This is a genomic window from Kushneria sp. EE4, assembly GCF_977968315.1.
On the sequence record NZ_OZ386212.1, the window covers coordinates 2,553,184 to 2,578,317 of the forward strand.

Sequence of the window (25,134 nt, forward strand, 5' to 3'; positions counted from 1 at the left end):
GTCAGGTTGAGGCCGTGTCAGCGATGGCCGCAAGCAGGGCATCGCCGCGCTGCGCGAAGCCATCGCGGGCGTGCAGCGCCCGGTCACGCGCGTCGTCGCTGCCGAGCTGACCGGCGTTGGCCGCCACGTTGAGCAGCACGCCGTGCAGCGCGGCGTGGATCAGGCGAGCCCCGGCCACAGCGTCGCTGACAAACTGCGATTCGATGTGCTCACCGGCCTGCTGCGCCAGCGCCAGCGCCGCGTCACACAGCTGCGCGGTCTTCAACGGTACTTCCACGGCCGTTTCGGCGGCGGCGTGAATGGCCGTCCTGCGGCCCGCATCGCTTTCATCGCGGCCGACAGCTTCCATGAACGCCTCGAAGGCCGCCATGTCTTCCGCGGCCAGCGGGGCCAGCCGCTGCTTGAGTGATTCACCCTCCTCGATCAGCGCCTTGCGCGGGGCACTGGCGTCATGCTGTTGGCTCAGATTCAGCCCCTTGAGCACCAGCGCCAGTCCCAGATCGGCACTGACCACGGCGGTGGCGCCACAGCCGGGCATCGGCTCGCGGGCCACGGTGTCACGAAAATCGCTCAGTCGGTGCTGCCAGAGCGGCGTTGTATTGTCCGTCATGGTGTCTGCATCCCTGTTTTGGCCATCAACGACATGTCATGCCTGTCGGGTCAGACACAGCATAGTCGTTCGGACACCAGTCGTTCGGACACCATCGCCGGCGTGCCTGTGGCAGGCCCGGCGCTACACAATGCTTTCAAGCGCGGCGGTCAGCGCCTGGCGATCCGTCGGCCGCACGCAGCGCGCCCTTTCCTGACCGTCTTTTAAAAAAATCAGCGTTGGCCAGAGCTTGACCTGATACGACCGCCCCAGCCGCCGGCCCTTGCCATCCTCGACACGCACATGGCGCACGCCGGGCGCCTGATCGATCACCTCGGTGATCAACGGCTGCGCGGCCTGACAGTAGCCACACCAGGGCGTGCCGAACTCCACGACGACCGGCCCCGCGCCTTCATCAAGGTCATCGCGCTCGGGAACAACGCTATCGGGCATGGTCATGGGATATCTCCTGATTCGATGGCAGCCCCCTCGCTGGGACTGCCTTGTGCAGTGCCTGCCATGTTCAATGACAGCCGTGTCAGCCGGGGCGATGTCAGCGGGCGCTGCGCGCTTTTTTCACCAGCGACACCAGTCCCAGAATCACGCCCCCGAGCACCAGCCCCACCAGCATGTTGATCAGCGTGGGCGTGATCGGCTGTAAAATGACGCCAACGCCCGGGATGTCGCCTTCGGCCAGCGTCAGCGCCTGAATAGCGTGATGCAGCACCGGTATGCCGTGGGTCAGGATACCGCCACCGACCATGAACATCGCCGCCGTACCGGCAATGGATAAAAACTTCATCAGCCACGGCGCGGTCGTCAGGATGCCACGCCCCAGCGACTGTGCGATGGAGGCGCTGCGACGGCTGAGATAAAGCCCCACGTCGTCGAGCTTGACGATCGCCGCCACCAGCCCGTAAACGCCCAGCGTCATGGCCAGAGCGATAATCGAGAGCACCACCGCCTGCTGCATCAAGGCTTCATCGGCCACGGTACCCAGCGTAATGGCGATAATTTCGGCCGACAAAATGAAATCGGTGCGCACCGCGCCCTTGATGCGCTTTTGCTCAAAGGCCTTTTGCTCCTCGGCGGAGCGTTCGGCGGTTCCGGTGTCCTTTTTGGCCGCCTGCGGGTGGCGCCACTTGTGCCAGGCGTGTGCCAGCTTTTCCACGCCTTCATAGCTTAGATAGGCGCCGCCCAGCATCAACAGCGGCGTGACAAGCCAGGGCGCAAAGGCACTGATCAAAAGCGCCGCCGGCACCAGTATCAGCTTGTTGCGCAGCGAGCCCTTGCAGACCGCCCACACCACCGGCAGCTCCCGGTCGGCACGCACGCCGGTGACCTGCTGCGCGTTCAGCGCCAGGTCATCGCCCAGCACACCGGTGGTTTTTTTGGCCGCCACTTTCGTCATGACGGAGACGTCATCCATCAGTGCAGCAATATCGTCAAGCAGGGTCAGCAGACTACCGGCGGCCACGGGGCATCCTTATTGAACTCATCGAAAGTGATGGCCGACAGCTTAAAGCAGACCCCGTCCTCCAACATGATCAAAGGATTATGGCAGGCGTCAGGACACCCCCCATTCACGCCCCTTGAGCATCAGATGCCAGTAAATGGCCGGCATGGCACAGGCCTTGAGCTGCCAGGCAAGTGCCGTGGCACGCCTACCGTCGTTGAGCCAGCCCGGCAGGGTCGGCATGAGCTCGCCGCCATAGCCGAACTCGGCAAGCACCACCCGCCCATGCGAGACCGTCAGCGGGCAGGCCCCATAGCCCTGATAGCGCGCGGACAGCGCCTCGCCTTTCAGATACGCCACGACGTTGTCGGCAACGATCGGCGCCTGTACCCGCACGGCCGCTGCGGTCTTGGCATTGGGCGTGGCGCTGACGTCACCGGCGCCAAAGATGGCCGGGTAGTGCTGATGCTGCAGGGTATTGGGGTGCAGATCGAGCCAGCCGGCATCGTTGGCCAGCCGGCTGTTGCGTATCAGTGCGGGCGCGCGCTGCGGCGGCACGACGTGCAGCATATCGAAGGGCTCGACATGCTCGCGCTGGCAGCCGTCGGCGCCGTGAATCAGAAAGTGGGGCCGTTGCCCGGGGCCGTCCACGGCCATTAGCTGCTGATGAAACTCAAGGCCGATGCCATAGCGCTCGACATGCTCCATCAGGGCCGGAATATAGGCCCCCACGCCGAACAGCGCCCCGCCGGCGTTGTGAAACTGCACGTTGATATCCTGAAGCGCCCCGCGCCGGCGCCAGTGATCGCAGGCCAGATACATCGCCTTTTGCGGCGCGCCGGCACACTTGATCGGCATGGCCGGCTGGGTAAAGAGTGCCCGCCCCCGGCGCAGATTCTGGATCAGTGACCAGGTATAGGGCGCCAGATCAAAGCGGTAATTGGAGGTGACGCCATGCGCGCCCAGTGCCCCGGAGAGCCCATCGATGGCGCCCCAGTCAAGCTCGAGCCCCGGCGCCACCACCAGCGCCCGGTAGCACAGCGTGCGACCGTCACTCAGGCGAACGACACCTCTGTCCGGATCGATGGTAGTGGCCGCCTGTGCGTAGTGGGCCACCCCCGCAGGCAGCACCGCCGTCATCGGCCGTCGCGTTCTGTCGGCGTCGAAGACCCCGCCGCCGACCAGCGTCCAGCCCGGCTGATAGTAGTGACTCTCGGCCGGTTCGATGATGGCCACATCAAGACGTGTATCGCGTCGGCGAAGCCCCCGGGCGATGGCGATGCCGGCCGCGCCGCCACCGATCACGACCACGTCATGATGTTCCTGTCGAGCCTCTGCGGTCCGGCCTGTCATGATCACTCCCTGCGCTGTCGAATACGGGACGCTATAGGTCGATGCCGCCTCCGGTCAGGACACCGACCTTCGTCGAGCCGTCATTCTTGCATGAGAGATCGTTTATTCACTGTTTTTTGATGTAACGCCGAGCCGGCGGCTCTCCGCGCACAGCTGCCTGACCAGCGCCGTTGCCGGCAGCGCCCGCGACAGCGCCGCCCCCTGCCCCGCCCAGCACACGTCAAACGTCTTGTCGCCCGCCTCGGTAGCGGCTGCGGCCAGCGCCTTGCCGGCCAGATAGGTCCGTGGGTAATCGGGAACATCCGTTGAGGTGATCTCGCAGGTATGGCCGTTAACCAGCGCTCGCGCCGGTCGCCCGGAAATGACCGGGGTCACCACCGTCTCAAGCGAATGCGCCCCGCCAAGCCAGGCGCGGTGGGTGTCACTGGCCGCGGACTCCGGGCAGGCGATAAAGGCCGTACCCAGCTGCACGCCGTGGGCGCCGGCCGCCAGCATGGCATCAATGCCGGCCCCATCCATGATCCCGCCGGCGGCGATCACGAAGATCGACGTGTGCTGCGCCAGCAGACGCACCAGCGGCACCACGCCCAGCAGGGCGTCGCCCTGGTCGGGATCGAACACGCCGCGGTGGCCGCCCGCCTCGCTGCCCTGTGCAATGATCACATCGATACCGGCCGCCTCGATGGCGCGTCCCTCGGCAAGCGTAGTGGCCGTGGCCAGCAGCGTGATGCCGCACTGTTTCAGCGCCTCGATCACCGGCTGCGGCGGCAGCCCGAAATGAAAGCTCACCACCGCCGGGCGCTGCTCGCACAACAGCGCCTGCATGGCCGGATCGTCATTGAAGCTTTGATAGATCGTCTCCAGCTGCTCGGGCGGCTCTGCATTGAAACGGGCAAACAGCGGCGCCAGCCCTGCCAGCCAGTTCGCCTCGCGCTCGGCATCGATGGTCGGCGTGCGGTGACAGAACACGTTGACGTTGAAGGGCCGGTCCGTCAGCGACCGGGTCCGCTCGATCATCGAGCGCGCCGCATCGACCGTGGCCGCGCCAATGGCGATCGAACCCAGCGCACCGGCGTTGCTGACCGCTGCGGCAAGTTCCGGCGTGGAAACCCCCGCCATGGGGGCCTGAATCAGCACCAGGGCAACGGGTAGAACGGTCGTCATGGGGCCTCCCGGGAGATATCGGTTATGGTGTATCGATCGTGGGGATATCGTGTCAGCCCTGAGCCGGCGCCGCCGAACGCGCCGTCAGCGTGGTGCCCATCGAGGCCATGATCACGGTACCGATCGCCAGCCACTGCAGGGGGGTCAGCTGCTGACCCAGAAAGAGCAGTCCCGATAGCGCCCCGATGGCCGGTTCCAGACTCATCAGCGTGCCGAACATGTGGGTCGGCATGCGCGACAGGGCAAACATTTCCAGCGTATAGGGCAGCGCCGTCGAGAGTACCGCGATCGTCAGACCGATGGGCAGCACCGCCAGCGAGAAGACCGCCGTGCCGGCCTCGACCAGCCCGATCGGCGCCATGACGACAGCGGCGATGGTGATCCCCAGCGCCGCGCTCTGGGTGCCGTTCCCGCTGCCGGCCCGCCGCCCGAACAGAATGTAGAGCGCCCAGCATACCCCGGCCCCCAGCGCGCACAGCGCCCCGCGCGGGTCAATGCCGTGCTCGAGGCTGGTGTCCGGCCACAAAAGAATCGCCAGCCCCGCGATGGCCAGCGCAATCCAGGTGAGATCACGCCGGCGTCGCGAGGTGAACACCGCCACCGCCAGCGGCCCGGTAAACTCGAGCGCCACCGCAATGCCCAGCGGCACGGTGACCAGCGCCTGATAGAGCAGAAAATTCATCATCCCCATCGCCACGCCGTAAACGGCAATCGCCTTGAAGGCCTTGCGCGTCACCGGCCACCGCCAGGGGCGGACGATGGCCAGCATCAGTGCGGAGGCCAGCAGCAGGCGAATGGAGGTGGCACCGGAGGCGCCGATCACGGGAAAGAGCTGCTGAGCCAGGGAGGCGCCGCTCTGGATCGAGCACATGGCCACCAGCAGCAGGGCCACCGGCAGCAGGCGTTGAAAGACGAGCGCACGCGCAGACGACATGGGCATTCATTCCGAAACGATCATTGAAAGACGACCCATGATAGCCGCCGGATCCGAGGCATGGGCGCGGCAACTCGAAGAGTTCCCGACTCCCGAGGCCTAACAGGGCGCAACCACCTCGTCGTGGATCACGAACCCGCGCCTTTGGTAGTTCTCAAGCGCTGCCGGGTGATCCAGCGAGCAGGTGTGCAGCCAGACCCGCTCGGTGCCCGGCCAGTGCCAGGCCTGCTCGATGGCATGACTCAAAAGCCCCGCCCCGAAGCCCATGCCGATGAATGCCTCAACCAGCCCGAAATAGAGAATCTCGACGTTGACGCCATCCGGGCGATAGAGCTCGTAGTAGCCGGCGATCGCGCCGTGGTAGTACGCCACGAAGGTGCGATGGGCATCGCTTTCAATCATCGAGCGCCACGCGCCCTGATCGCCCTCAAGCTTCTCATCCCACTGCCACGCCGCCCCGACCAGCTGATACAAAAAGCGATTGAGCGCAAACTGGGGGATCTCGCACTCGGTGACCGTGAGCGTCTCCGGCAGCGCCCGGGCGCGATGTTCCCCCGGGTCACGCATCTCCAGATACCAGATGGTCTGCTCAGCCATGAGAGGCGCTCTGTCGAATGAACTCGGGCTGACAGCCCACCTCGAAATTGACCGAGGCGGCGATGAAACACTTTTTGTGGGCATGATCGTGCAGCTCGCGGGCGCGTGATTCACTGCTGTCACTATCAAGGGTAATGCGCGGGCGCAAAGTCACCCGGGTAAAGCGCCCCAGGGCGGCATCCATCTCGCCTTCGGCGTGATCCTCGTAGGCCAGCACCACCACGCCGGCCTCGGCGCATAGATGCAGATACCAGAGCTTGTGACAGGCCGAGAGCGAACCGACCAGCAGCTCTTCCGGATTCCAGCGATCCTTATCGCCCAGAAAGGCCGGATCGGCGGAGCCCGCAATGGGCGCCTTGCCGGGGGCGCGCAGCTCGTGCTCGCGGCCGTAGTCCCGATAGCCGGTCGTGCCGGTGTCGCCACCGCCCTGCCAGAGTACCGTCACCTGATACTGATGCTGCTGTCCTGCCATGTCGTCGACCCTGCGTTCATGAGTGCGCGCTTATCATCGCCATTTTGAGTGGCCGCGTCGATCATGGGCAGTACGTCAGCTCTTGCGGGCCTGTCGGCGCGCCACGTCCCGATAGCGCTTGATTCGCCGACCCAGCGCGTCGGGCTTTTCGGCGAACAGCCGCTGCCCCAGCCAGAGCGCCTCGCTTTGAAGCCTCAGACGGCGCTCGGCAATCAGGGCCAGCACCACCCTGGAAGTGTCGTCGCCCTGTGCGGCCGCTTCCGGGTCGCCGAGCACCTGCGCCAGCACGGCCAGATCGTGCTCCTCGCCCAGAAGATCCGCCAGCCGATGAGCCTCGCGGGCGCGCGCCTCCATGGGGACCTTCCAGACGTTAACGAGCAGCTCACAGTGATGACGGTGATACTTCACCTGTTTGCGCCACTCGTGAAAGGCCGCCTCATCGCTTTCGCCGTCGGCCTGCGCCATGGCCTCACGGGCGCGCCGGCAGGTGTCAACCAGCCCACGGCGCAGCGGTTTGAAGCCTTCGATGGCCGGCGTCCAGTCATTGACCGCCTCACGGGCCCTTTCAAGTTCGCCATCCAGCCATGTCATGTCCGGCAGGGCGGTGGCCTCAAGCGCCCGGCGGTGACGCCCGAGCAGCATCTGCCGCGTCGGGGTGAACCGACGCCGGTCCAGTCGGCCCTTGTGAGCCGCCATCAGCGCATCGAAGGTGTCGATCAGCACCTGCTCATCGCGCGGGCCGCTGACCGCCCGGGCCAGATCGCGAAAGCGCTGGTTCTCCCGAGCGTAGTGTTTGCCCAGCGCCGGTCGCGCCAGACGCAAAACGGCCCGCACCCGCTTGCAGCGCTGGCGCAGCTTGTGAATACCTTCCACCGTATCGCGCCGGGCAATATCGCGGCGTGCCCGGTCGATCTGCTCGGCGGCAATGCGCGCAAGCCCCTTCGAGGTGTTTTCAGACATCGCAAGGCGATAACCCATGACCTCTTCCTCCAGCATGACAGACCCTTCATGCAGTGTAGTGCGCGCCGCCCGCGACTCCCGGTGCGTTGTGACCATTGCGCCGGCTTTGCCACGAAGGTCGAAGCGGTGATGGCCCGCAATGCAGCTCCGGGGTGATGTCCCGACCCACCTTGCGTGGATACGCATTACACTCGGGAGCTGTCATGACTTGTCTTCAGGTGCCGCCATGTTCGACAGAAAGATCCCCTTCCCGGCCTTCGCCCTGCTGTTCATGGTGGCCGGCGCCACGGATGCGCTGATCTATCTGCACAGCCGTGACCTGCTGGCGGTCTACATGACCGGCAACAGTTCGCATATCGGGCGTCATATCGGGGAAGCAAGCTGGGCCGGCATTGCGCCGCTGGCCGCCGTCATCGCGGCCTTTTTTACCGCGACCACGCTGGGCGCCTGGATTGCCCTTCGGGTGGGGCGCTGGCGCCCCACGGTGATTTTACTGTTGACGGCGACCCTGATGAGCGCCTCGATGCCCTTTGCCCACAGCGACGACTATCCCTTCACCACCGTGCTTTTTATCGCCGCGGCCATGGGCGTGCTCAACCAGGTCAGTGCCAACGAATCGGGCGTGACGTTTCTGACCGGCATGCTGGTCAAGACCGGTCGCGCGCTGGCCGAAGGCAATTTCAGGGCCGGGCTGGACGGCGTGGTGCGCTGGTGCGCGCTGGTCTCGGGCGCAGCACTTGCCATGCCGCTTGACACCCATCTGGGGCCACACGCGCTGCTGACCATTGCCGCCATGCTGGCACTTGGCGCCGTGTTTACGGCGTGGAACGCGCAGGTAAGCCGGCGCCGGGCAATGCAGGCGTTGTGATATCAGCAGCAAACAGCGTTCGCTCGTTTGTCGCCACCGGGAGACGAGACCATTGGACGCCAACGGGGCGAGCCGCGCCGCACTAGAGTCAAAAGGTCCCCCCTGGAGGGCTCTGACATGACCTACGCCTACAAACCTGCTTCGCAGGACGCGCTGGATGCCACCTCAGCGGCTGAAACCGATCAAAGCTTCATTATCTATGACGAAGAAACCCTTGATCAGGAAGGCATCTACGCCTCGGAGAATGAAGCACAACGCCGCTGTGAAGCGCTCAACCGTTCGGCGAGCGACAACCCCGCCCTGAGTGATGTCCACCCCGATCAGACAATGTAGAAACATCGCTTTAGCAACGCACCCGGCTCAGGCCGGGTATTGTCGTCGAAGACGCAGCCATGACGACACGTGATCGTTGAAGGGTTCGCTGATCCGGGGACGACCGTCTCCTATCAAAGCGCCACAATCGAGACAAACCGCCCCTGATCGTCAAAGGTGACCCGGTAGGTGCCACGCACGCCGTCACGTGTGATGACGTGGTGCAAAACGCGCGAGGGCAGCAACACGCTGCGCCCATCGAGCGTGCGGGTGCGGATGCTGTCGGCGGCGCCGGCGTAGTGGGCGTGGCACTGCTCGGCGCTCAGGTTGAGGGTGATATCGATGCTGGGCAAGGCAGCCTCCCGGGAAGCGAAAGGGTCGTTCAAGGCCTTGAGCATAACGCCGGATCGATGCGGCGGCGACAGCCCTGCCCCTATCGACAGGTGCGCCAACAGGGTAACGTGCCTGCCTTCATTGAAAAACCGGGCCATGTGACCGGTTTTTTAATGCCTGTCATCAACGACAGTCGCCTATGAGCCCGGTCGCGAGATGCGGTCAAAGACGCCGCCGTTGGCAAAGTGCGTCTGCTGGGCTTCACGCCAGCCGCCGAACACCTCGTTGATATTGTAGAGATCCATGGTCGGGAACTGCTCAAGAAGTTTCGGGTCCACGCCGTCGGTATTGGTCGGGCGATAGTAGTGCTGCGCGACCAGCTGCTGCGCCTGCGGTGAGTAGAGATGCTCCAGATAGGCGTGGGCGGCCTTCTCGGCCGCCGGGCCCTTTTTCTTCACGTTGTCCTCAACGATGGCGACCGGCGGCTGGGTCACGATGCTCACTGACGGCGCGATGATCTCGTAATCCCCCTGCCCCAGCTCGTTGACCGCCAGCAGCGCCTCGTTTTCCCACGCCAGCAGCACATCGCCAAGACCGCGCTGAACAAACGTATTGGTCGCAGCGCGGGCGCCGGTATCCAGCACCGGCACGTGCTGATAGAGCGTTTTTACGTACTGCTCGGCGGCCTTCTGCGCTTTCGCCACGTCTTCTTTGGCCGCCGGGTCATGCAGCCGGCTCAGATCGCCCAGCTCTCGCTTGAGCGCCCAGGTCCATGCGGCCAGATAGTTCCAGCGCGCCCCGCCGGAGGTCTTTGGGTTGGGCGAGATGACCTCGACGCCGTGGCGGGTCAGATCCTCCCAGTCATGGATGTTTTTCGGATTGCCCTTGCGCACCAGAAAGACGATCGAGGAAGTATAGGGCGTGCTGTCATCGGCAAAGGCCTGCTGCCAGTCCGCGGGCAGGAGTTTGCCCTTCTCGGCGATGGCATCGATGTCGGCGGCCAGCGCCAGGGTGACGATATCGGCGGGGTTGCCCTCGATCACCGAGCGCGCCTGGCGCCCGGAGCCACCGTGGCTTTGCTGAATGCTGACCTGATCACCCGACTGCGTCTCATACCACTGGCTGAACGCCTGGTTGTAGTCGCTGTAGAGCTCGCGGGTCGGGTCATAGGAGACGTTAAGCAGACTGACCTTCTCGGCTTGGGCGGCCATTGAGCCGGACAGCGCTACCGTGGCCAGCGCCAGCGTCAGCTCCCGACGACGTGAAACAGAAAAATGAGGATGCATGGCGGGTTCCCTTGTCACGCTTGAGGATAGTGTTGGCTCAAGCGTACCGGGCGCTTTAATTACTTAAAAATATATAATATCGGATTGCTTATCACCTTTTGAGATATGAAACCCCGGGTAACCGATACCGCGCCGGGCCTCGTGGTCAGCAGACCTCCCTGTTTTGCCGATACCGCTCAGGCGCGGGTCAGGGCCGTGTGCACGGCATCACGGCTCAGCTCGGGCGAGCAGCATTCCAGAAAGCGGTAGGCGAAATTGCGCAGCAGATGCCCTCGGCGCAGGGCGATCAGGGTGGTATTGCGGGGAAAGAGGTTGTCCTGATCCAGCATCGCCAGTCCCGCATCACGCACCGGGTCGAAGGCCACCGAGGCGATGATGCCGATGCCCAGATCCAGCTCGACGTAGGTCTTGATCACGTCGGCATCGAGCGCCGACATCACCACATCCGGTGTCACCCCGGCGGCAGCAAAGGCCTGATCGATGCGCGAGCGCCCGGTAAAGCCTTCGTGGTAGGTCACGATCGGATAGCGTGCAATCTCTGCAAGGCTCAGGGTGGCCACCTGGCGCAGCGGGTGATTTTCGGGCACCACAATACCGTGCTGCCACTGATGAAAGGGAAAGGTCACCAGCTCCTGATGCGCCTCGCCCAGGGCTTCGGTGGCCATGCCGATATCCACCTTGCCGGCACGCAGCAGTGAGACGATCTCGCCGGGGCCGCACTGCTGAAGCTCCAGATGCACGCGGGGGAAGTCGCGGCGAAAGCGCGCGATGATTCCAGGCAGCACATAGCGGGCCTGGGTATGGGTGGTGGCAATGCGCAGGCGACCCTGATCCTCATGCACCCACTGCTGGGCCAGACGCTTTAGATTTTCACTGTCGAGCAGAATGCGCTCGATGGTGTCAAACAGCGTGGTCCCGGCGGGCGTCAGCCCCAGCAGGCGTTTGCCACGACGCTCGAACAGCACCACCCCCAGCTCGTCTTCCAGATCGCGAATGTGCTTGCTGGCGCCGGACTGGGAGGTAAAGAGGGCATTGGCGGCGTCGGTCAGATTGAACTGACGCCGCACCACTTCTCGCACGATACGCAACTGTTGAAAATTCACGGCGACCTCATGTCATGACGCTATCAAAACGTCATCCAATATAACCTTTGGGCCTTTAGAGGCTAAATCAGCATTACTGATAAGGTTATGACAGGGGTGAGATCAGGCCGACACTCTCAGGGAGGCGCAGGGCGTTTGTGCCGCAGCGCCTGCCTCATCCTCGAGCTCCACGGTGGAGGCCATGCGGCGTACGGCGTTGACCATGTCATCGGTGCAGGCGCTGATCCGCACAAGCGCCTCCCCGGCATTGCCGGCCATGCCCACGCCCTTGTCCACGCTTTCCCGACAGGTGTGCATGCTGGTACTGGCATTGCGGGAGAGCTGCTGCAGGGTGTCGATCGTCCCGGAGATATCGCTGGTGGCATCGGCCGTTCGACGGGCCAGCTGACGCACTTCATGCGCGACGACCGAGAAACCACGCCCGTGCTCCCCGGCGCGCGCCGCTTCGATGGCCGCGTTCAGGGACAGCATGTTGGTCTGGGAGGCGATGGCGTGGATGGTCTCGACAATCGCGGTGATGCTGGCCGCCTTCTCGGTTAGATCATTGAGCAATCCGGCGGTGGCCTCGACCCGGTCGGCAATGCTTCGAATCTCGCGCACGGTCTCGTCGATGATGCGGCTGCCCTCACCGGCCGTTGTTTCCGTATCGGCCGAGATGCGACAGGCCATACGCAGGCTCTCGGTCTCCCGGTCGACCCGCTCGGTGATGTTGCTGGCAAACTTGATGACCTTGTAGAGCTGACCGTCGTCATCAAAGATCGGGTTATAGGTGGCCTCAAGCCACAGGGTGCGCCCCTGGCGATCAAAGCGCTTGAACTGCCCGGACATGAACTCTCCGGCGTTGAGCTGCGACCAGAACGCCCGGTATTCGGGGCTTTCCGCCAGCGCCCTGCCGCAAAAGATCCGGTGATGTTCGCCTTCGATCTCGGCAAGCGTATAGCCCACCGTGTCCAGAAAATTCTGGTTGGCGGTGAGGATATGGCCATCCGGTGTGAACTCGATAACCGCCATCGAGCGGTCGATGGCCGCCAGTCGGCTGCCCATCTCCTGCTCCTGACGAACCTGCATCGTGATGTCGGTGGCGATCTTGATCACGCGCACCACCTGGCCGCGACGGTTGCGAATCGGATTGTAGGTCGCCTCCAGCCACAGGGGGGTGCCATCACGGCGCAGCCGCTTGCAGCGCCCGCTGTTGAACTCACCCTCACGCAGCCGTGACCAGAAGGCCGCATACTCGTCACTTTCCACGTAGGCCTGCGGGCACAGCAGGCTATGGTGCTGGCCAATCAGTGTCTCGGCGCTGTAGCCGGTCGCCTCAAAAAAGGCCGGGTTGGCGCACACAATATTGCCCTGCGGGTCAAACTCGATCACGGCCATGGCGCGATGAATGGCGTCTACCAGCGGTTCACGCTGACGAGGGGGTCTGGTTCCAAACATGGGGTTACTCCTGCCATGGCAGTGCCGCCGATACTGTCGGATGTCTGCGGTTCAGATGGGGTCTGAGACCAGCATCGGCATATCAAACGCATTCCTTGAGGTTTTACCGATATTGATCTACCCAACCCGACGATGCCTGTCTGACCGTTAGCGCGTCTCAGCCACGTCTCATCAGGTGCTCCACGCCAGATGACTTATGCACCGGCCCCGATCACCCGTGGCCCCCACATCGCCAGCGCCACCAGCGTGACCAGCAGCACCGGCGGCGTAATCACAAGCCCCACTTTCATGTACTGCCCCCAGCCGATGCGATGGCCCTTGCCGGCCAGTACATGCAGCCACAATAGCGTGGCCAGACTGCCGATCGGGGTGAACTTGGGCCCCAGGTCGTTGCCGATGACGCTGGCATAGGCCATCAGCTGCCGGGTGAGTTCCGGGACCCGGGCCTGATCGATCGCCAGTGCCCCGATCAGGGTCGAGGGCAGGTTGTTGACGATGGAGGCAAGTATTGCCAGCGCGATGCCGGTGCCCAGCGTGGCGACAAACGAGCCCTGGGCGGCAAGCCAGGTCAGCGCGCCAGCGGCGATCTCGGTCAGGCCCGCGTTACCCAGCCCGTACACCACCAGATACATGCCGACCGAGAACAGCACGATCTGCCAGGGGGCGTTTTTGACCACCTCGCTCAGCGAAATGACCGGTTTGCCGCGAACGCCCCAGCGCCCGGCAATCGCCATCAGCACCAGTGCCGCCGCCCCCATGATGAAGGCAAAGGGAATGTGCCAGCGGGCCGTCAAAAAAAGCGCGATCAAAAGCACCGCCAGCAGTGGAAAGGCAGCACGAAAGACGCGACTGTCCACGATCGCACTGGCCGGTGCTTCCAGCTTTTGGCGGTCGTAATGACGCGGCACCTCGCGACGGTAATAGAACCACAGCACCAAAAGCGTGGCCGCCAGCGAGACCAGATTGACCGGCACCATTACCCGGGCGTATTCAGCAAAGCCGATATCGAAATAGTTGGCGGTGACGATATTGACCAGATTCGAGGTCACCAGCGGCAGGCTGGTGGTATCGGCCACAAAGCCGGTGGCGATGATAAAGGCCAGTGCCGCACTGGCGCTGAACTCAAGGCGCACCAGAATCGCCAGCACGATCGGCGTGAGCAGCAGTGCGGCGCCGTCATTGGCAAAGAGCGCGGCAATCACCGCGCCCAGCATCACGATCAGCATGAAAAGCCACGGCCCGCGCCCGTTGCCCCAGCGGGCGATATGCAGCGCCGCCCAGTTGAAAAAGCCCGCCTCATCGAGAATCAGCGAAATGATGATCAGCGCCACGAAGGTAAAGGTGGCGTCCCACACGATCTGCCAGACGGTAGCGACATCGCCCCACCCCACCACGCCGGTGGCGAGCGCCACCGCTGCACCGCCCAGCGCGCTCCAGCCGATGCCCAGCCCGCGCGGCTGCCAGATCACCAGTACCAGAGTGATCACGAAAATGGTCAGTGCCAGCATGCAGGAACCTGTTCAGTGAGTGCGCTGATTGACGCGCCGGGAAACGTCTTCGGCGCTCTCGACACGTTCGGAATAACGATCGGTCAGATAGGCCGCCCGGCCACGCGTCAGCCAGGTGAACTTCACCAGCTCCTCGCAGACATCAACGATGCGGTTATAAAGCGGTGAGGCAAGCATGCGCCCCGCCTCGTCAAACTCGTTGAAGGCCTTTGGCACCGAGGACTGATTGGGGATGGTCAGCATGCGCATCCAGCGCCCCAACAGACGCATCTGATTGACGGCGTTAAAGCTCTGGCTGCCGCCGGAAACTTCCATTACCGCCAGCGTCTTGCCCTGGGTCGGGCGCACGCCGCCCAGTGACAGCGGAATCCAGTCAATCTGGGTTTTCATGATGCCGGTCATCGCCCCGTGGCGCTCGGGGCTGACCCACACCATGCCCTCCGACCACTGGGCCAGTTCACGCAGCTCGGCGACCTTTGGGTGATCGGCCTCGGCGTCATCGGGCAGCGGCAGCCCCGAGGGGTTGAAGGTTTTCACCTCACAGCCAAACCAGCGCAGGAGCCTGCCGACCTCTTCGGCCACCAGCCGGGAGTAGGAACGCTCGCGCAGCGAGCCGTACAGCACCAGCATGCGCGGCGCATGGCGTGGGTCATCGGGATGGATTAGCGCCTCGACATCAATAGGCTGGAGCTGATCCGTGTCGATAGGGGGCAACGTGTCACTCATGCCCGGCCTCCTTGAAGCGCACCACTTCCCCATCTGCCCTGGTGAACTCGGTCAACGGGTTTTCCAGCAGCGCCAGCACCTCTTCGGAGGGCCGGCACAGGCGCGCGCCATGATCGGTGACCACGATCGGGCGGTTGATCAGGATCGGATGCGCCATCATGGCGTCAATCAGCGGCTCATCGCCGAGCGTTTCATCTTCGAGTCCCAGTTCGGCGCAAAACGGCTCCTTGCGACGAAGCAGCTCGCGGGGCGCGATGGCCATTGACGCCAGCAGCTCGACCAGCCGCGCCCGCGTGGGCGGGGTCTTCAGATACTCGATGACTTCAGGCGTCTCGCCGGACTGGCGCAGCATCTCCAGCACGTTGCGCGAAGTGCCGCAGTCAGGGTTGTGATAGATCACGCACGTCATGGCACGTCCTTCTCGTCAGAACAGCATTCGGGTTGAAGGGCTTCCAGCAGCGGCGCACAGAGCTCGGGACGACCGGCGCAGCAGTCACGCACCAGAAAGGCCAGCGTCGCCTGCATTCGATCCAGACTGGCCCGGTAGATGATCGAGCGGCTCTGACGCTGTGAGACCACAAGGCCTGCCCGCGACAGCACGCTCAGATGCGCCGACAGCGTGTTGTGCGGCACGTCCAGATGACGCGCCAGCTCGCCGGCCGCCAGCCCCTCGGGCTCGTGCTGTACCAGCAGGCGAAAGGCGTCCAGCCGGGTGTTCTGCGCCAGCGCAGAGAAGATGTCGATCGCAGTTGTATTGTCCATATGTCCAAACTTATGGACATATGGACAATCCGTCAAGCGTGACGCGTCGCTGCGGCACAGCATCGGGCGTATGATGCTGTTCTTTATCGGAAGGTCGAGGCAACGATGGACAAGCGCGAACACAGTGCCGGGCTTCTGGCCGCTCTGGGCTGTTTTTCGATGTGGGGCGTGATGCCGATCTATTTTCATCTGATCGGGCCGAGCGTGTCTCCATGGGAGATCCTGACCCAGCGCATGGTGTGGGCCGCGGTGCTGTTGACCCTGTTTGTCCTGATCACACGTCGTCATGAGAGGGTGATGGCCATTGTGCGACAGCCTCGACTGCTGCTGGCGCTCACGGCCTCGGCGCTTTTGATCAGCTGTAACTGGGGCCTGTTCATCTGGGCGGTATCGAGCCATCACGTACTGCAGGCAAGCCTGGGCTACTACATCAATCCGCTGCTCAACGTGGTGCTGGGGCTGGTCTTTTTCCGCGAGCGGCTGCGCCCGCTGCAGATGGTCGCGGTGCTTCTGGCTGCCGCCGGCGTGATGATCATGGTGGTGGGTTTCGGGCGGGTGCCCTGGGTATCGCTGATGCTTGCCGGCACCTTTGGTATTTACGGACTGATTCGAAAGCGCATCGCCGTGGACAGCATTACCGGGCTTTATATCGAAACCATGCTGCTGCTGCCGTTTGCCCTGCTGTGGCTGGGCGGGCTGTATTTTCAGCAGCAGGCGGTCTTTTTACAGGGCAGCGTGCGCACCGACGTACTGTTGATCGGCTGTGGACTGATCACGGTGCTGCCGCTGGTGCTCTTTACCATGGGCGCGCGGCGGCTCAAGCTCGGCACGCTGGGGCTGATGCAGTATCTCACCCCCACCCTGCACCTGCTCACCGGCGTATTCCTTTTCGGTGAACCCTTCAACCAGGCAAGCCTTGTCACCTTTGGCTGCATCTGGGCCGGTCTGGTGCTCTACACGGTGGATACCCTTCGGGCGCAGCGCCAGGTGAGCAGCGCGTGAGGCCGGCCATGAAGGCTGCCCGTGAACGATGGTGTGTAAAACCACAAGCGCCGGCAAAAAAAGCCCGCAGCCGTTGAGCTGCGGGCTTCGTCGTGCTGGGTAGCACGGTGTCAGTCGGAGGCGTTCTGGATGGCCTGGCCGCCGTCGGAGATGTCCTCGCCCGCGCCATGCATGGTGTTACATCCGCCGAGTACTCCGGCAGACAGCAGCATTATCACAACCAAAAGCGTCATGCGTTTCATGGTATTACCTTCCCGTGTGATCGGCCGCCCGGCGGCACGCATCAAGGACTTTAGCACCCTCTCTACACAAACCGCTACGGCGTCAGTGCCGGCAAATGTGCCGGTGTGACGCCAGGCACAGACGCTGCTCGATGAGCTGACAAAGGGTCAGCGTCTGCCAGCTTTCATCGGCACTGGCCAGCCCGTGGTTGCGCCCGTCCATGACGCTGGCGACCATCGCGCGGGCCTGATGCGTCAGGGCATCCCCGGACGTGCTGACCGGTGACATCGAAGGCCCGACCGCATCAGAAAGCTCCATGTCATGACAGCGATTGAGCAGATCCACGTGCACACGGCCCGACGCGCCGCGAGCGTCGATGGCGCGCAGACGGCTGTCCGGCAGCCGCCCGGCATGCAGAGTGATCGGGTAGCCGGCACTGCCCTGCACTCGCACCGTGACGTGATCGGCGCCGTCACCTGCGGTGCGGCCACGATCATCCAGTCCCCCTTCGACCTCCAGCAGGGCCTCGGGAGCAAGGCCCATGACGTGCTGCATGATGTCCAGATCATGAATCATCAGATCCGTCACCAGGGAGTCTCTCGACAGCCGGGCGCTGTCCGGATTCTGCCGCGTGAGGGTGACGTCTTCCCAGGTGTGGGCGCGCAGCACGTCGGCCGTGGCCACAAGCGCCGGATTGAAGCGCTCGACATGGGCACAGAAAAGGCCGGTGCCGCGCGAGCGGGCCAGCCGGCTCAGCGCCAGACACTCCTGTGGCCGCACGGTCATGGGCTTTTCGACCAGACAGGGCAGACCACAGTGGATGAGATCGCGCGCCACGCCGAAGTGTGTCTGCGTCGGGCCGGCCACCACGGCCATGTCGGCCCGACACGCCCACGCAAGAAAGGCCTGATAATTCCGGGTATAGCGGCCCTGCAGCCGCGCCGGCAGGTCGCATTCATCCGCCGGCCGGGGGTCATGAATAACGCTGACCTCCACGCCTGCCAGGCCGTCAAAGGTGCGCACGTGCCGGGCGCCCATCCTGCCGGCGCCGGCCACGGCCACCTGAAGGGGACGCGACAATCTAGCGGTCATGACCGGCCTCTCTCACGGCCTGACAGACCTGCTCAATATGCTGGGTTTCGAGATAAGGGTGCATCGGCAGGCTGAAGGTGCCGGCGGCCACGCGATCGGTTCGGGGCAGACCGTCATGCAACACCGACCGATAGGCCGGATGGCGGTGCAGCGCCGGCGAGTAGTAGCAGCGCACCGGCACGCCCTGCTCGCGAAGGCGGGCCACGAAGGCGTCCCGACGCGTGGCCAGATCACTATTGTCCTCTTCGGTATCGCCGGGCAGGCAGACCGTGTACTGCGCCCAGGCCGAGTGACAGCCTGTCGACAGCGTCGGTGTAACAAGCAATGCCCCAAGCCCCTTTTGATAGGCACAGGCGATACGCTCGCGACGCTCGAGCTCGTCATCGAAAATGGTGAGTCTGGCCAGCAGCACTGCCGCCTGCAGCGCATCAAGACGCGAGCACATGCCGATCTCGTCATGGCGGGTGTGATCGCTACTGATGCCGTGATTGCGCAGCGAGCGCAGCCGATCGGCCAGGGACGTATCGTGCACGAACAGGGCGCCACCATCGCCGTAGCAGCCCAGCGGCTTGGAGGGATAAAAGGAGGTGATCGTGATGTCGGCCAGCGACCCGACCGGACGGCCGTGATGATCACCGCCAAAACTCTGGGCGGCGTCGGCAACGAGATGAAGATCAAAACGCGCCGCGATGGCACCAAGGCGGTCGTAATCGGCCGGCCGACCAAACAGGTCCACGGCGATCACGGCTCGCACGCGGGCGCTGGTGTCCGCTGCCAGCCAGTGTTCAAGGCGTTCGGCGTCCAGATTGAAGGTGCGCGGGTCGATATCGATGAACACCGGCTCGGCGCCGATTCGAACGATGGCCTCGACCGTGGCGGCAAAGGTGTAGGCCGGACAGAGCACCCGATCACCGGCACCGATATTCAGCACCCGCAGTGCCAGCACCAAGGCATCGCTACCGCTGGCGCAGCTTACGCATTGGGCCACGCCGGCACGCTCGGCCAGCTGCGCCTCCAGCGCCTCGACCTTTGGCCCGTTGATAAAGGCAGCCGAGGACAGCACGCCTTCCATTTCAGACCTGATGCGGTGCTCGATGCGGCGGTATTGCGCGCTCAGATCCACGAAGGATGTGCCGGAGATATTAATGAGGCCCCCTTTTGTTATCGAGTTATTTAATGGCCGCCTTTTATATCGCATCGCGTCTTAAACAGGTTGAACGCATTGTCCTGTTTTTGTAGCGCAAAACCGCCGTATTTTATTAATTTTTAATTGGAAACAGTTTTAAAAATTCATCCTGTTTAAAAAGGTTATCCAGACAGGGATACCGGCGGATTCGCCGTGGCGGCAATGGCCCTGTCAGAGGGTGAAACACTATCTCCGGCATTGTGATATTCGATAAGTTGCACGCCACGACTGTCCTATAGTGGCTGAATCGACAGTGAGAGCGGTCTGTTGAACGAGCCGGCCGTTTTCCGATCCAGGAGAGAGCGATATGAGTGCATCAAGAGATCCCGTCTGGCTGATTACCGGCTGCTCGACCGGCTTTGGCCGTGAACTGGCCCGTTTGGTGATCGATCGGGGCTGGAAGGCAGTCGTGACCGCCCGTGATCGGGCGCGCGTGGCTGACCTGGCCCGGGGCGCCGAGGAGCGCGTGCTGGCACTGGGACTGGATGTCACCAAAAGCGAGCAGCTTCGCGAGGTGGTCAAAAGCGCCGAGCAGCACTTCGGTCGTATCGATGTGCTGGTCAACAACGCCGGCTACGGCTATCAGTCCTCCATCGAGGAGGCCGATGATGCCCAGGTGCGCGCCCAGTTTGATGCCAACGTCTTCGGCCTGTTCGAGATGACACGCCTGGTGCTGCCGGGCATGCGTGAGCGCCGACACGGCCACATCATCAACATCAGCTCCGTGGCAGGCTTCATCGGCTTTCCGGGCTCGGCCTACTACGCCGCGACCAAGCATGCCGTTGAAGGCTTTTCCACGGCGCTGGCCGCCGAGGTCGAGCCGCTGGGACTGAAGGTAACCAGTGTCTCCCCCGGGCCCTTTCGCACCGACTGGGCCGGGCGCTCGCTGCAGCAGACCCCCACCGAGCTTGATGACTACCGTGACACGGTCGGTGCGCGCATGTCGGGGACTGCCGAAGGCAGCGGCCACCAGCCCGGTGACCCGGTACGTGCCGCCCGAGCAATGATCGACATTTTTGAACACCCAAAACCCCCGCAGCATCTGGTGCTCGGCGCCTGGGGGGTGGATCAGGTCAGTGCGCATCTGCGCGAGACGCTCGACGAGATCGAGCAGTGGCGACAGACCAGCGTCGACACCGACTACCCGGCCGATGAGAAGTGACACTGATCCGTCATTGATCAGCAGGAATAAAGGGGCGCCATCACGATGGCGCCTTTTGTGTCACGTTACGTTCTGCAACGAAGAGAGCCCGGTCATCTGCAGCGAAGGCGCTTCTCCGCGCGGCGGCGGCGCGTGATGCTCCTGCACCGGACCGGACTCCTGAATGTCGATCTCGACATCGCTGAAGGCCGTGGTGAGCATCAAAAGCAACAGTCCCAGCAGATAGACCAGCGGGGACACCACAACGGAGGCTGCCATCGCCAGGATGCCGGCCACCGTGCGCCCGCGTGTCATGATCACGATGGCAAGGCAAAAGGCGACCAGATTGAGCGGCCAGCCGACCAGCAGCCCGGAGCCTGCCCGAGGCAGTAAAAAGGCCCCCCAGGCCACTGCCAGCACGACCCATACCAGCGTCACCGGCGCCGGCCGTGGGGCTTTTAACGTGTTCACGGTATTGATCTCACTCATTGAGTCACTCCCTGTCGCGCCATCCTTGATCCCGCGCTTTTTGTACCCATCAACGCATAAAGCCCGGCGACGGCCGGGCTTATCGATGGCGTCATGCAGTGTGACACACGCAGCGCTCAGGAGTTGCGCATGATGCGCTCGGCTTCGCGCCTGGCGTCTTCGTCGCTCAGGCCCTTTTGCTCCTTGAGCAGGCCGGCGATGCGCTGCACCTCACCTCGTTCATACGCCGAAAGATCGTTGGCGACGATGCCCCATTTCTCCTTGAGCTCTCCGGCGATCCTGTCCCATTTGGCACTCTGGGTACTTTCAGACACGGTAGATTATTTCCTTTCATGATGATGTCCATGCAGCCACATTCAGTCGCCGCACGGTTGATGGACCTTCAATGCGTTGCCTGACGCATCAAGGTGGCGCGCATTCAAAAACACACGCCTGACATCATCCATCACCTGGGTTATCCGGCGCGCCTGGCGCTGTACGCAGCACAGCGATGTGCACCACTCATGAAAGAAAAGCGTGGTCGTGATCGGTGTCGCGCTGTTCGATACAGTGCGCCTGACGCTCGATCTGGACCGTGACATGATCAATATCAAAGCGACGCTTGAGATAGTCCCTGATGACCAGAATGGCCCGGTCCTGATCCACACCATCATGTGGTACGGCATGCAGGGTCACCATTGACCGTTCCGGGGTCAGGGACCAGACATGCACGTGATGGACACCCTGGATATCGGCCAGCGCGTGCGGGATATCATGTACCAGCTGCTCGCTGTCGATATGGGCCGGCGCCCCTTCAAGCAGAATATGTGCCGACTGCGCGGTAATCTTCCAGGCACTGCGGGCGATCAGCGCCGCCGCCAGCAGCGACAGCAGCGGGTCGATCGGCATCCAGCCGGTCACCATGATCACCACCGCTGCCGTAATGGCCGCCACCGACCCCAGCAGATCGCCCAGCACGTGCAGCAGCGCGCCACGAATGTTGATATTGCCCCGATCGCCGCTGTGCAAAAGCCAGAACACCCCGATATTGACCACAAGCCCGACGATGGCCACACCCAGCATGCCGGTGCCGGCAATCTCGGGTGGCGCCCAGAGCCGGCGCACGGCTTCAAACAGGATCCAGGCAACGATGACGAGCAGCGCCAGACCGTTGACGAACGCCGCCAGCACCTGCACGCGCTGATAGCCATAGGTCTTGCGCGCGTTGGCCGGTCGGTGCGTCAGCCGGGCGGCCACCCAGGCCAGCGCCAGCGAGGCACTGTCGGTCAGCATATGGCCGGCGTCCGCCAGCAGCGCCAGCGACCCCGTCAGCACACCGCCGACCACTTCAAGGATCATGAAACCGCCGGTCAGCACCATGGCCCATAAAAGGCGCCGCTCGTTGTCCGTACCGTGATGGTGGTGGCCATGATCGTGATGATGACCATGATGGTGGCCGTGATTGTCACCATGACCGTGCCTGTGGTGGTCATGATGATCGTGATGTGCTCGGTCCTGCGTCATGAGCTTTCCTCGTTACTTCTGCTGTTCGTCAGAAGATGATGACAACATCATCATGGTGTCAGGATGGCATACTCGTGTCCTCTGGAGGGCCGTATCGCGGCCCGGGGCCTGCGTACTCGGCCGTCATGACATTGTCTTCCCTTAAAACCTCTCTTTTTAAAGTCTCTTTTTTAGAGCTTCATACTTTTTTCAGGACATGCATCATGCCAACAAACACAAAAGGCCCGATGGGCGAGCGACTGCACCGGCAGGCCGACCGCCTGGGCAACCTTCTGGTCAGCACCTTTCACTTTATGGCGCTTTTTGCCATTGGCGGCGTCATTGCCTGGGCGGCCCTGGGCGCCTTTCTCGAGATGATTGCCGATGGTCAGGCAGGCATCGATGACGTGCTGCTGCTGTTTATCTATCTCGAGCTGGGGGCAATGGTCGGCATCTATTTCAAGACCAACCACATGCCGGTGCGTTTTCTGATCTATGTGGCCATCACGGCGCTGACGCGCATGATGATCGGCGACATTCAGCATCATCATCGCCCGGATATGGGCATCATCTATATTGCAGGTTCCATTTTGCTGCTGGCCCTGTCGATTCTGGTGGTCCGTTACGGCTCTCATCGGTTTCCTTCGGGTCATCAACGCAATGTTTCTCCGACCCAGTCCGGCGAGCGCGACGACCGGGTCGAAGAGCAGTAGGCGGAAAACAAGGAGCCGGGCCTGGAAAGGTCGGGGACTTGTCACAGCGACCGGACACCGCGCGTCAGCGGCGCGAGGGATGACGATATCAGCCGCCGTGCACGGGGCTGGTAGCCGCGGGCGCTGCGATGCGCTCGCCCAGCCATTCGACCAGCATGTGCGGCACCGTCAGACAGGCCAGCCCGATAAAGACCGTCTTGATCAGCGCCCCCGCCACATGGTCATGGCTCATCCAGAGATAGCCTGCCCCGGCCCCGATCCAGGTCAGCACCACAACCGGCGCGGCGACCCTGATCATCTGTCGACGATGGGTCAGACCGTGCTCATGTCTGATGGCCGTGAGATGCAGCGGACTGTGAAAACAGCAGAAATAGCAGACAAAGTAGACCAGCGGATTGAGCACGAGCGCCCCCAGCAGCAAAAGACCGGTGGCCACCACAAACATGGCGCCGTCACGGCGGGCATTGATGAGCACCACACCCAGCGCCAGCGCCATCACCGGGCGCGCCGCCTCGATAAAGGGTGCGGGGTCGGATATGGCAAGCGTACGCACGATGTCGGCCACCTCGCCGGGACGCCAGACAAACGGCAGCGCAATCACCAGCGCCCCCCAGCACAGGCGATGCATCAATGTCTGCCGGCCGCGCCAGTCGGTGCCAAAGTGCGCCGCCGACAGGGCCAGAAATACGATCAGCGCCCAGCCCGGCTGGTGATACCAGCACCACAGCAGCGTCATCGACATCAATGCATAGCCCAGCATGAAAAGCCCCAGGCAAAGGCGCGGATGCCGTACATCGGGCAGGTAGTGGCGGATCAGCCGGGCCCCGGTCAGATGATCGAAAGCGCCATGGGGCAGCCCCAGCAATGCCACGCCAGCGGTCAATAGCGTCAGCGACAAAACGCCGGTGGCGTCACCCTGCTGCGACAACAGGGCCAGCGCGATCGCGCCGCCCATCAGCCAGACAAGCCGTTCTCGAACGGTGTCGCCCTGAGCCGGGCGATCCCGGGGTATTGATGTCATGAGCTCATGCCCCCTGCTCCCGTGGACAGCACCACCGGCCGGACCTGCCACATGACAGGCCGGGCGGCAGTATCAGCGCGCCCGACGAGCCGCGCCGAGTGCGACCGCGCCGAAGCCGACCTTGGCTGTCACGTCCAGCACCAGATAGAGCCAGCTTTCAACGGTGACCGAAATCACGCTGATACCGGAGCTGCCCACCAGCCAGACAACGGGATAGCACACCCACAGCGCGGTCAGCATGCCGGCCAGCTTCGAATAGGCCGACATCTCCGTGCCCTGTTCGGCGCAACGACGCAGCGGCCCCCAGACAATGCCCAGTACGACCAGAAAGGCGGCCATGCTGATCAGCCACCAGTAGTAGTTGTAGGGTGCCGTGGAGAGATTGCCCACCAGACCGGTTACGATCATGTAGATGTCGGCCGCCACCAGCGCCGCCAGCAGCGTTGCGATGCGGTTGAGCGTGGTGCCGGCAAACAGGGCAAGACTGATCAGCAAAATGGGGGTCGTGATGACCCAGTCGGTATAGCGGGCGAAATAGACCGTTCGACCGTTGAAGAAGAGATCGCCCTGCCCCAGCGACATGGCGAAATAGTTGGCAAAGGCCACAAACACGATGGTCATGGCCGCCACGCTATGACGCTTTTGCGCCTCGGGCAGGCCGCGACTGATCACCCAGAACATGACGCCACCCAACAGCATCGCGATCCAGCCGATCGTAAAGGAAAGTTGCACACCAGATGACATACCGGACACTCCATTGTCTTTTGAAGGGATGTCATCGCCGGGGCCAGGGGCACATGCCAGGGCGCCGAAAGGTGTCCGGGCGGGCATATCTGAAACCAGGCTGAAGACATCATTCAGGTTAGATGAAGTTACCTATTGCATCCAATGTAAATTCATGGGTGATTTGAAAAGCATCCGCGGCG

Annotated in this window: 30 protein-coding genes; 5 read left to right on the forward strand and 25 right to left on the reverse strand. The window is 63.1% G+C overall.

Translation table 11 applies throughout. From position 1 onward, the window contains the following. Window position 1: 1 nt before the first annotated feature. The 9 genes from ACXMYO_RS11575 to ACXMYO_RS11615 all read right to left on the reverse strand — a co-directional run bounded on the left by ACXMYO_RS11575 (window position 2) and on the right by ACXMYO_RS11615 (window position 7,561). Window positions 2-610 (reverse strand): cyclodeaminase/cyclohydrolase family protein, encoded by a 609-nt coding sequence (locus ACXMYO_RS11575; RefSeq protein ID WP_457808834.1) that lies wholly within the window; start codon window positions 608-610, stop codon window positions 2-4. A gap of 123 nt (window positions 611-733) precedes the next feature. Then, the gene (locus ACXMYO_RS11580; protein WP_457808835.1) at window positions 734-1,048 is read right to left on the reverse strand and encodes a thioredoxin family protein; all 315 of its coding nucleotides are present in this window, start codon (window positions 1,046-1,048) and stop codon (window positions 734-736) included. Between the two features lie 94 nt (window positions 1,049-1,142). Beyond that, window positions 1,143-2,066 (reverse strand): DUF808 domain-containing protein, encoded by a 924-nt coding sequence (locus ACXMYO_RS11585; RefSeq protein ID WP_457808836.1) that lies wholly within the window; start codon window positions 2,064-2,066, stop codon window positions 1,143-1,145. Between the two features lie 90 nt (window positions 2,067-2,156). Continuing rightward, entirely contained in the window at window positions 2,157-3,398 is a 1,242-nt protein-coding gene (locus tag ACXMYO_RS11590) for an NAD(P)/FAD-dependent oxidoreductase (protein ID WP_457808837.1), read from the reverse strand. A gap of 102 nt (window positions 3,399-3,500) precedes the next feature. After that, entirely contained in the window at window positions 3,501-4,562 is a 1,062-nt protein-coding gene (locus tag ACXMYO_RS11595; RefSeq protein WP_457808838.1) for an NAD(P)H-dependent flavin oxidoreductase, read from the reverse strand. A gap of 52 nt (window positions 4,563-4,614) precedes the next feature. Then, window positions 4,615-5,496, reverse strand: coding sequence for an EamA family transporter (locus tag ACXMYO_RS11600; protein ID WP_438764835.1), 882 nt, complete (start codon window positions 5,494-5,496; stop codon window positions 4,615-4,617). Window positions 5,497-5,595: 99 nt separating this feature from the next. Beyond that, on the reverse strand, window positions 5,596-6,093 hold the full coding sequence (locus ACXMYO_RS11605) for a GNAT family N-acetyltransferase (protein ID WP_457808839.1): 498 nt from the start codon (window positions 6,091-6,093) through the stop codon (window positions 5,596-5,598). After that, the gene (locus ACXMYO_RS11610) at window positions 6,086-6,565 is read right to left on the reverse strand and encodes an OsmC family protein (protein ID WP_457808840.1); all 480 of its coding nucleotides are present in this window, start codon (window positions 6,563-6,565) and stop codon (window positions 6,086-6,088) included. Before ACXMYO_RS11610 ends, ACXMYO_RS11605 begins: the two co-directional genes overlap by 8 nt. A gap of 75 nt (window positions 6,566-6,640) precedes the next feature. Further along, the gene (locus ACXMYO_RS11615) at window positions 6,641-7,561 is read right to left on the reverse strand and encodes a CHAD domain-containing protein (protein WP_457808841.1); all 921 of its coding nucleotides are present in this window, start codon (window positions 7,559-7,561) and stop codon (window positions 6,641-6,643) included. A 190-nt stretch (window positions 7,562-7,751) separates the two neighbouring features. Here ACXMYO_RS11615 and ACXMYO_RS11620 point away from each other — a divergent pair, with 190 nt between their 5' ends. After that, entirely contained in the window at window positions 7,752-8,393 is a 642-nt protein-coding gene (locus ACXMYO_RS11620) for a YoaK family protein (protein ID WP_457808842.1), read from the forward strand. Window positions 8,394-8,510: 117 nt separating this feature from the next. Then, complete coding sequence (locus tag ACXMYO_RS11625; RefSeq protein ID WP_457808843.1) at window positions 8,511-8,726, forward strand: hypothetical protein; 216 nt, start codon at window positions 8,511-8,513, stop codon at window positions 8,724-8,726. Window positions 8,727-8,839: 113 nt separating this feature from the next. On the opposite strand, the gene ACXMYO_RS11630 is transcribed toward ACXMYO_RS11625, so the two are convergent. From ACXMYO_RS11630 to ACXMYO_RS11665, 8 genes are all read right to left on the reverse strand, one after another. Then, window positions 8,840-9,058, reverse strand: a complete 219-nt coding sequence (locus tag ACXMYO_RS11630) for a DUF2835 family protein (protein WP_457808844.1) — start codon at window positions 9,056-9,058, stop codon at window positions 8,840-8,842. A 177-nt stretch (window positions 9,059-9,235) separates the two neighbouring features. Next, window positions 9,236-10,324: a sulfate ABC transporter substrate-binding protein gene (locus ACXMYO_RS11635; RefSeq protein WP_457808845.1), complete on the reverse strand. Its 1,089-nt coding sequence runs from the start codon at window positions 10,322-10,324 to the stop codon at window positions 9,236-9,238. A gap of 176 nt (window positions 10,325-10,500) precedes the next feature. Beyond that, window positions 10,501-11,427 (reverse strand): CysB family HTH-type transcriptional regulator, encoded by a 927-nt coding sequence (locus ACXMYO_RS11640; protein WP_457808846.1) that lies wholly within the window; start codon window positions 11,425-11,427, stop codon window positions 10,501-10,503. A gap of 102 nt (window positions 11,428-11,529) precedes the next feature. Next, window positions 11,530-12,864 (reverse strand): methyl-accepting chemotaxis protein, encoded by a 1,335-nt coding sequence (locus ACXMYO_RS11645; RefSeq protein WP_457808847.1) that lies wholly within the window; start codon window positions 12,862-12,864, stop codon window positions 11,530-11,532. Window positions 12,865-13,058: 194 nt separating this feature from the next. Further along, window positions 13,059-14,372, reverse strand: a complete 1,314-nt coding sequence (locus tag ACXMYO_RS11650) for an arsenic transporter (protein ID WP_457808848.1) — start codon at window positions 14,370-14,372, stop codon at window positions 13,059-13,061. A gap of 12 nt (window positions 14,373-14,384) precedes the next feature. After that, on the reverse strand, window positions 14,385-15,098 hold the full coding sequence (gene arsH / locus ACXMYO_RS11655) for an arsenical resistance protein ArsH (RefSeq protein WP_457808849.1): 714 nt from the start codon (window positions 15,096-15,098) through the stop codon (window positions 14,385-14,387). Next, window positions 15,091-15,507 (reverse strand): arsenate reductase (glutaredoxin), encoded by a 417-nt coding sequence (gene arsC / locus ACXMYO_RS11660; RefSeq protein ID WP_457808850.1) that lies wholly within the window; start codon window positions 15,505-15,507, stop codon window positions 15,091-15,093. Before arsC ends, arsH begins: the two co-directional genes overlap by 8 nt. Next, window positions 15,504-15,860, reverse strand: coding sequence for an ArsR/SmtB family transcription factor (locus tag ACXMYO_RS11665; protein WP_457808851.1), 357 nt, complete (start codon window positions 15,858-15,860; stop codon window positions 15,504-15,506). Before ACXMYO_RS11665 ends, arsC begins: the two co-directional genes overlap by 4 nt. A 105-nt stretch (window positions 15,861-15,965) precedes the next feature. On the opposite strand from ACXMYO_RS11665, the gene rarD reads away from it, so the two are divergent. Then, window positions 15,966-16,862, forward strand: a complete 897-nt coding sequence (gene rarD, locus ACXMYO_RS11670; RefSeq protein WP_457808852.1) for an EamA family transporter RarD — start codon at window positions 15,966-15,968, stop codon at window positions 16,860-16,862. Window positions 16,863-16,972: 110 nt separating this feature from the next. Here rarD and ACXMYO_RS11675 read toward each other — a convergent pair whose 3' ends face one another. The 3 genes from ACXMYO_RS11675 to ACXMYO_RS11685 form a co-directional block, all read right to left on the reverse strand. After that, window positions 16,973-17,104, reverse strand: coding sequence for an entericidin A/B family lipoprotein (locus ACXMYO_RS11675; protein ID WP_457808853.1), 132 nt, complete (start codon window positions 17,102-17,104; stop codon window positions 16,973-16,975). Between the two features lie 82 nt (window positions 17,105-17,186). Then, complete coding sequence (locus ACXMYO_RS11680; protein WP_457808854.1) at window positions 17,187-18,176, reverse strand: Gfo/Idh/MocA family protein; 990 nt, start codon at window positions 18,174-18,176, stop codon at window positions 17,187-17,189. Next, the gene (locus ACXMYO_RS11685) at window positions 18,166-19,299 is read right to left on the reverse strand and encodes a DegT/DnrJ/EryC1/StrS family aminotransferase (RefSeq protein WP_457808855.1); all 1,134 of its coding nucleotides are present in this window, start codon (window positions 19,297-19,299) and stop codon (window positions 18,166-18,168) included. The genes ACXMYO_RS11680 and ACXMYO_RS11685 overlap by 11 nt, the downstream gene beginning before the upstream one ends. Window positions 19,300-19,669: 370 nt before the next feature. Here ACXMYO_RS11685 and ACXMYO_RS11690 point away from each other — a divergent pair, with 370 nt between their 5' ends. Beyond that, window positions 19,670-20,524: an oxidoreductase gene (locus tag ACXMYO_RS11690; RefSeq protein ID WP_457808856.1), complete on the forward strand. Its 855-nt coding sequence runs from the start codon at window positions 19,670-19,672 to the stop codon at window positions 20,522-20,524. Between the two features lie 60 nt (window positions 20,525-20,584). Here ACXMYO_RS11690 and ACXMYO_RS11695 read toward each other — a convergent pair whose 3' ends face one another. The 3 genes from ACXMYO_RS11695 to ACXMYO_RS11705 all read right to left on the reverse strand — a co-directional run bounded on the left by ACXMYO_RS11695 (window position 20,585) and on the right by ACXMYO_RS11705 (window position 22,495). Further along, window positions 20,585-20,992: a hypothetical protein gene (locus ACXMYO_RS11695; RefSeq protein WP_457808857.1), complete on the reverse strand. Its 408-nt coding sequence runs from the start codon at window positions 20,990-20,992 to the stop codon at window positions 20,585-20,587. Window positions 20,993-21,108: 116 nt separating this feature from the next. Next, complete coding sequence (locus ACXMYO_RS11700; RefSeq protein WP_457808858.1) at window positions 21,109-21,306, reverse strand: CsbD family protein; 198 nt, start codon at window positions 21,304-21,306, stop codon at window positions 21,109-21,111. A gap of 187 nt (window positions 21,307-21,493) precedes the next feature. Beyond that, window positions 21,494-22,495, reverse strand: coding sequence for a cation diffusion facilitator family transporter (locus ACXMYO_RS11705; RefSeq protein WP_457808859.1), 1,002 nt, complete (start codon window positions 22,493-22,495; stop codon window positions 21,494-21,496). Between the two features lie 203 nt (window positions 22,496-22,698). Here ACXMYO_RS11705 and ACXMYO_RS11710 point away from each other — a divergent pair, with 203 nt between their 5' ends. Further along, window positions 22,699-23,187, forward strand: a complete 489-nt coding sequence (locus ACXMYO_RS11710; RefSeq protein ID WP_438764867.1) for a phosphate-starvation-inducible protein PsiE — start codon at window positions 22,699-22,701, stop codon at window positions 23,185-23,187. A gap of 88 nt (window positions 23,188-23,275) precedes the next feature. Here the strand turns inward: ACXMYO_RS11710 and ACXMYO_RS11715 are convergent, their stop codons facing one another. Together ACXMYO_RS11715 and ACXMYO_RS11720 are read right to left on the reverse strand one after the other, a co-directional pair. Next, entirely contained in the window at window positions 23,276-24,208 is a 933-nt protein-coding gene (locus ACXMYO_RS11715; RefSeq protein WP_457808860.1) for a Brp/Blh family beta-carotene 15,15'-dioxygenase, read from the reverse strand. A gap of 72 nt (window positions 24,209-24,280) precedes the next feature. Beyond that, window positions 24,281-24,952: a bacteriorhodopsin gene (locus ACXMYO_RS11720; protein WP_457808861.1), complete on the reverse strand. Its 672-nt coding sequence runs from the start codon at window positions 24,950-24,952 to the stop codon at window positions 24,281-24,283. Window positions 24,953-25,134: the final 182 nt, after the last annotated feature.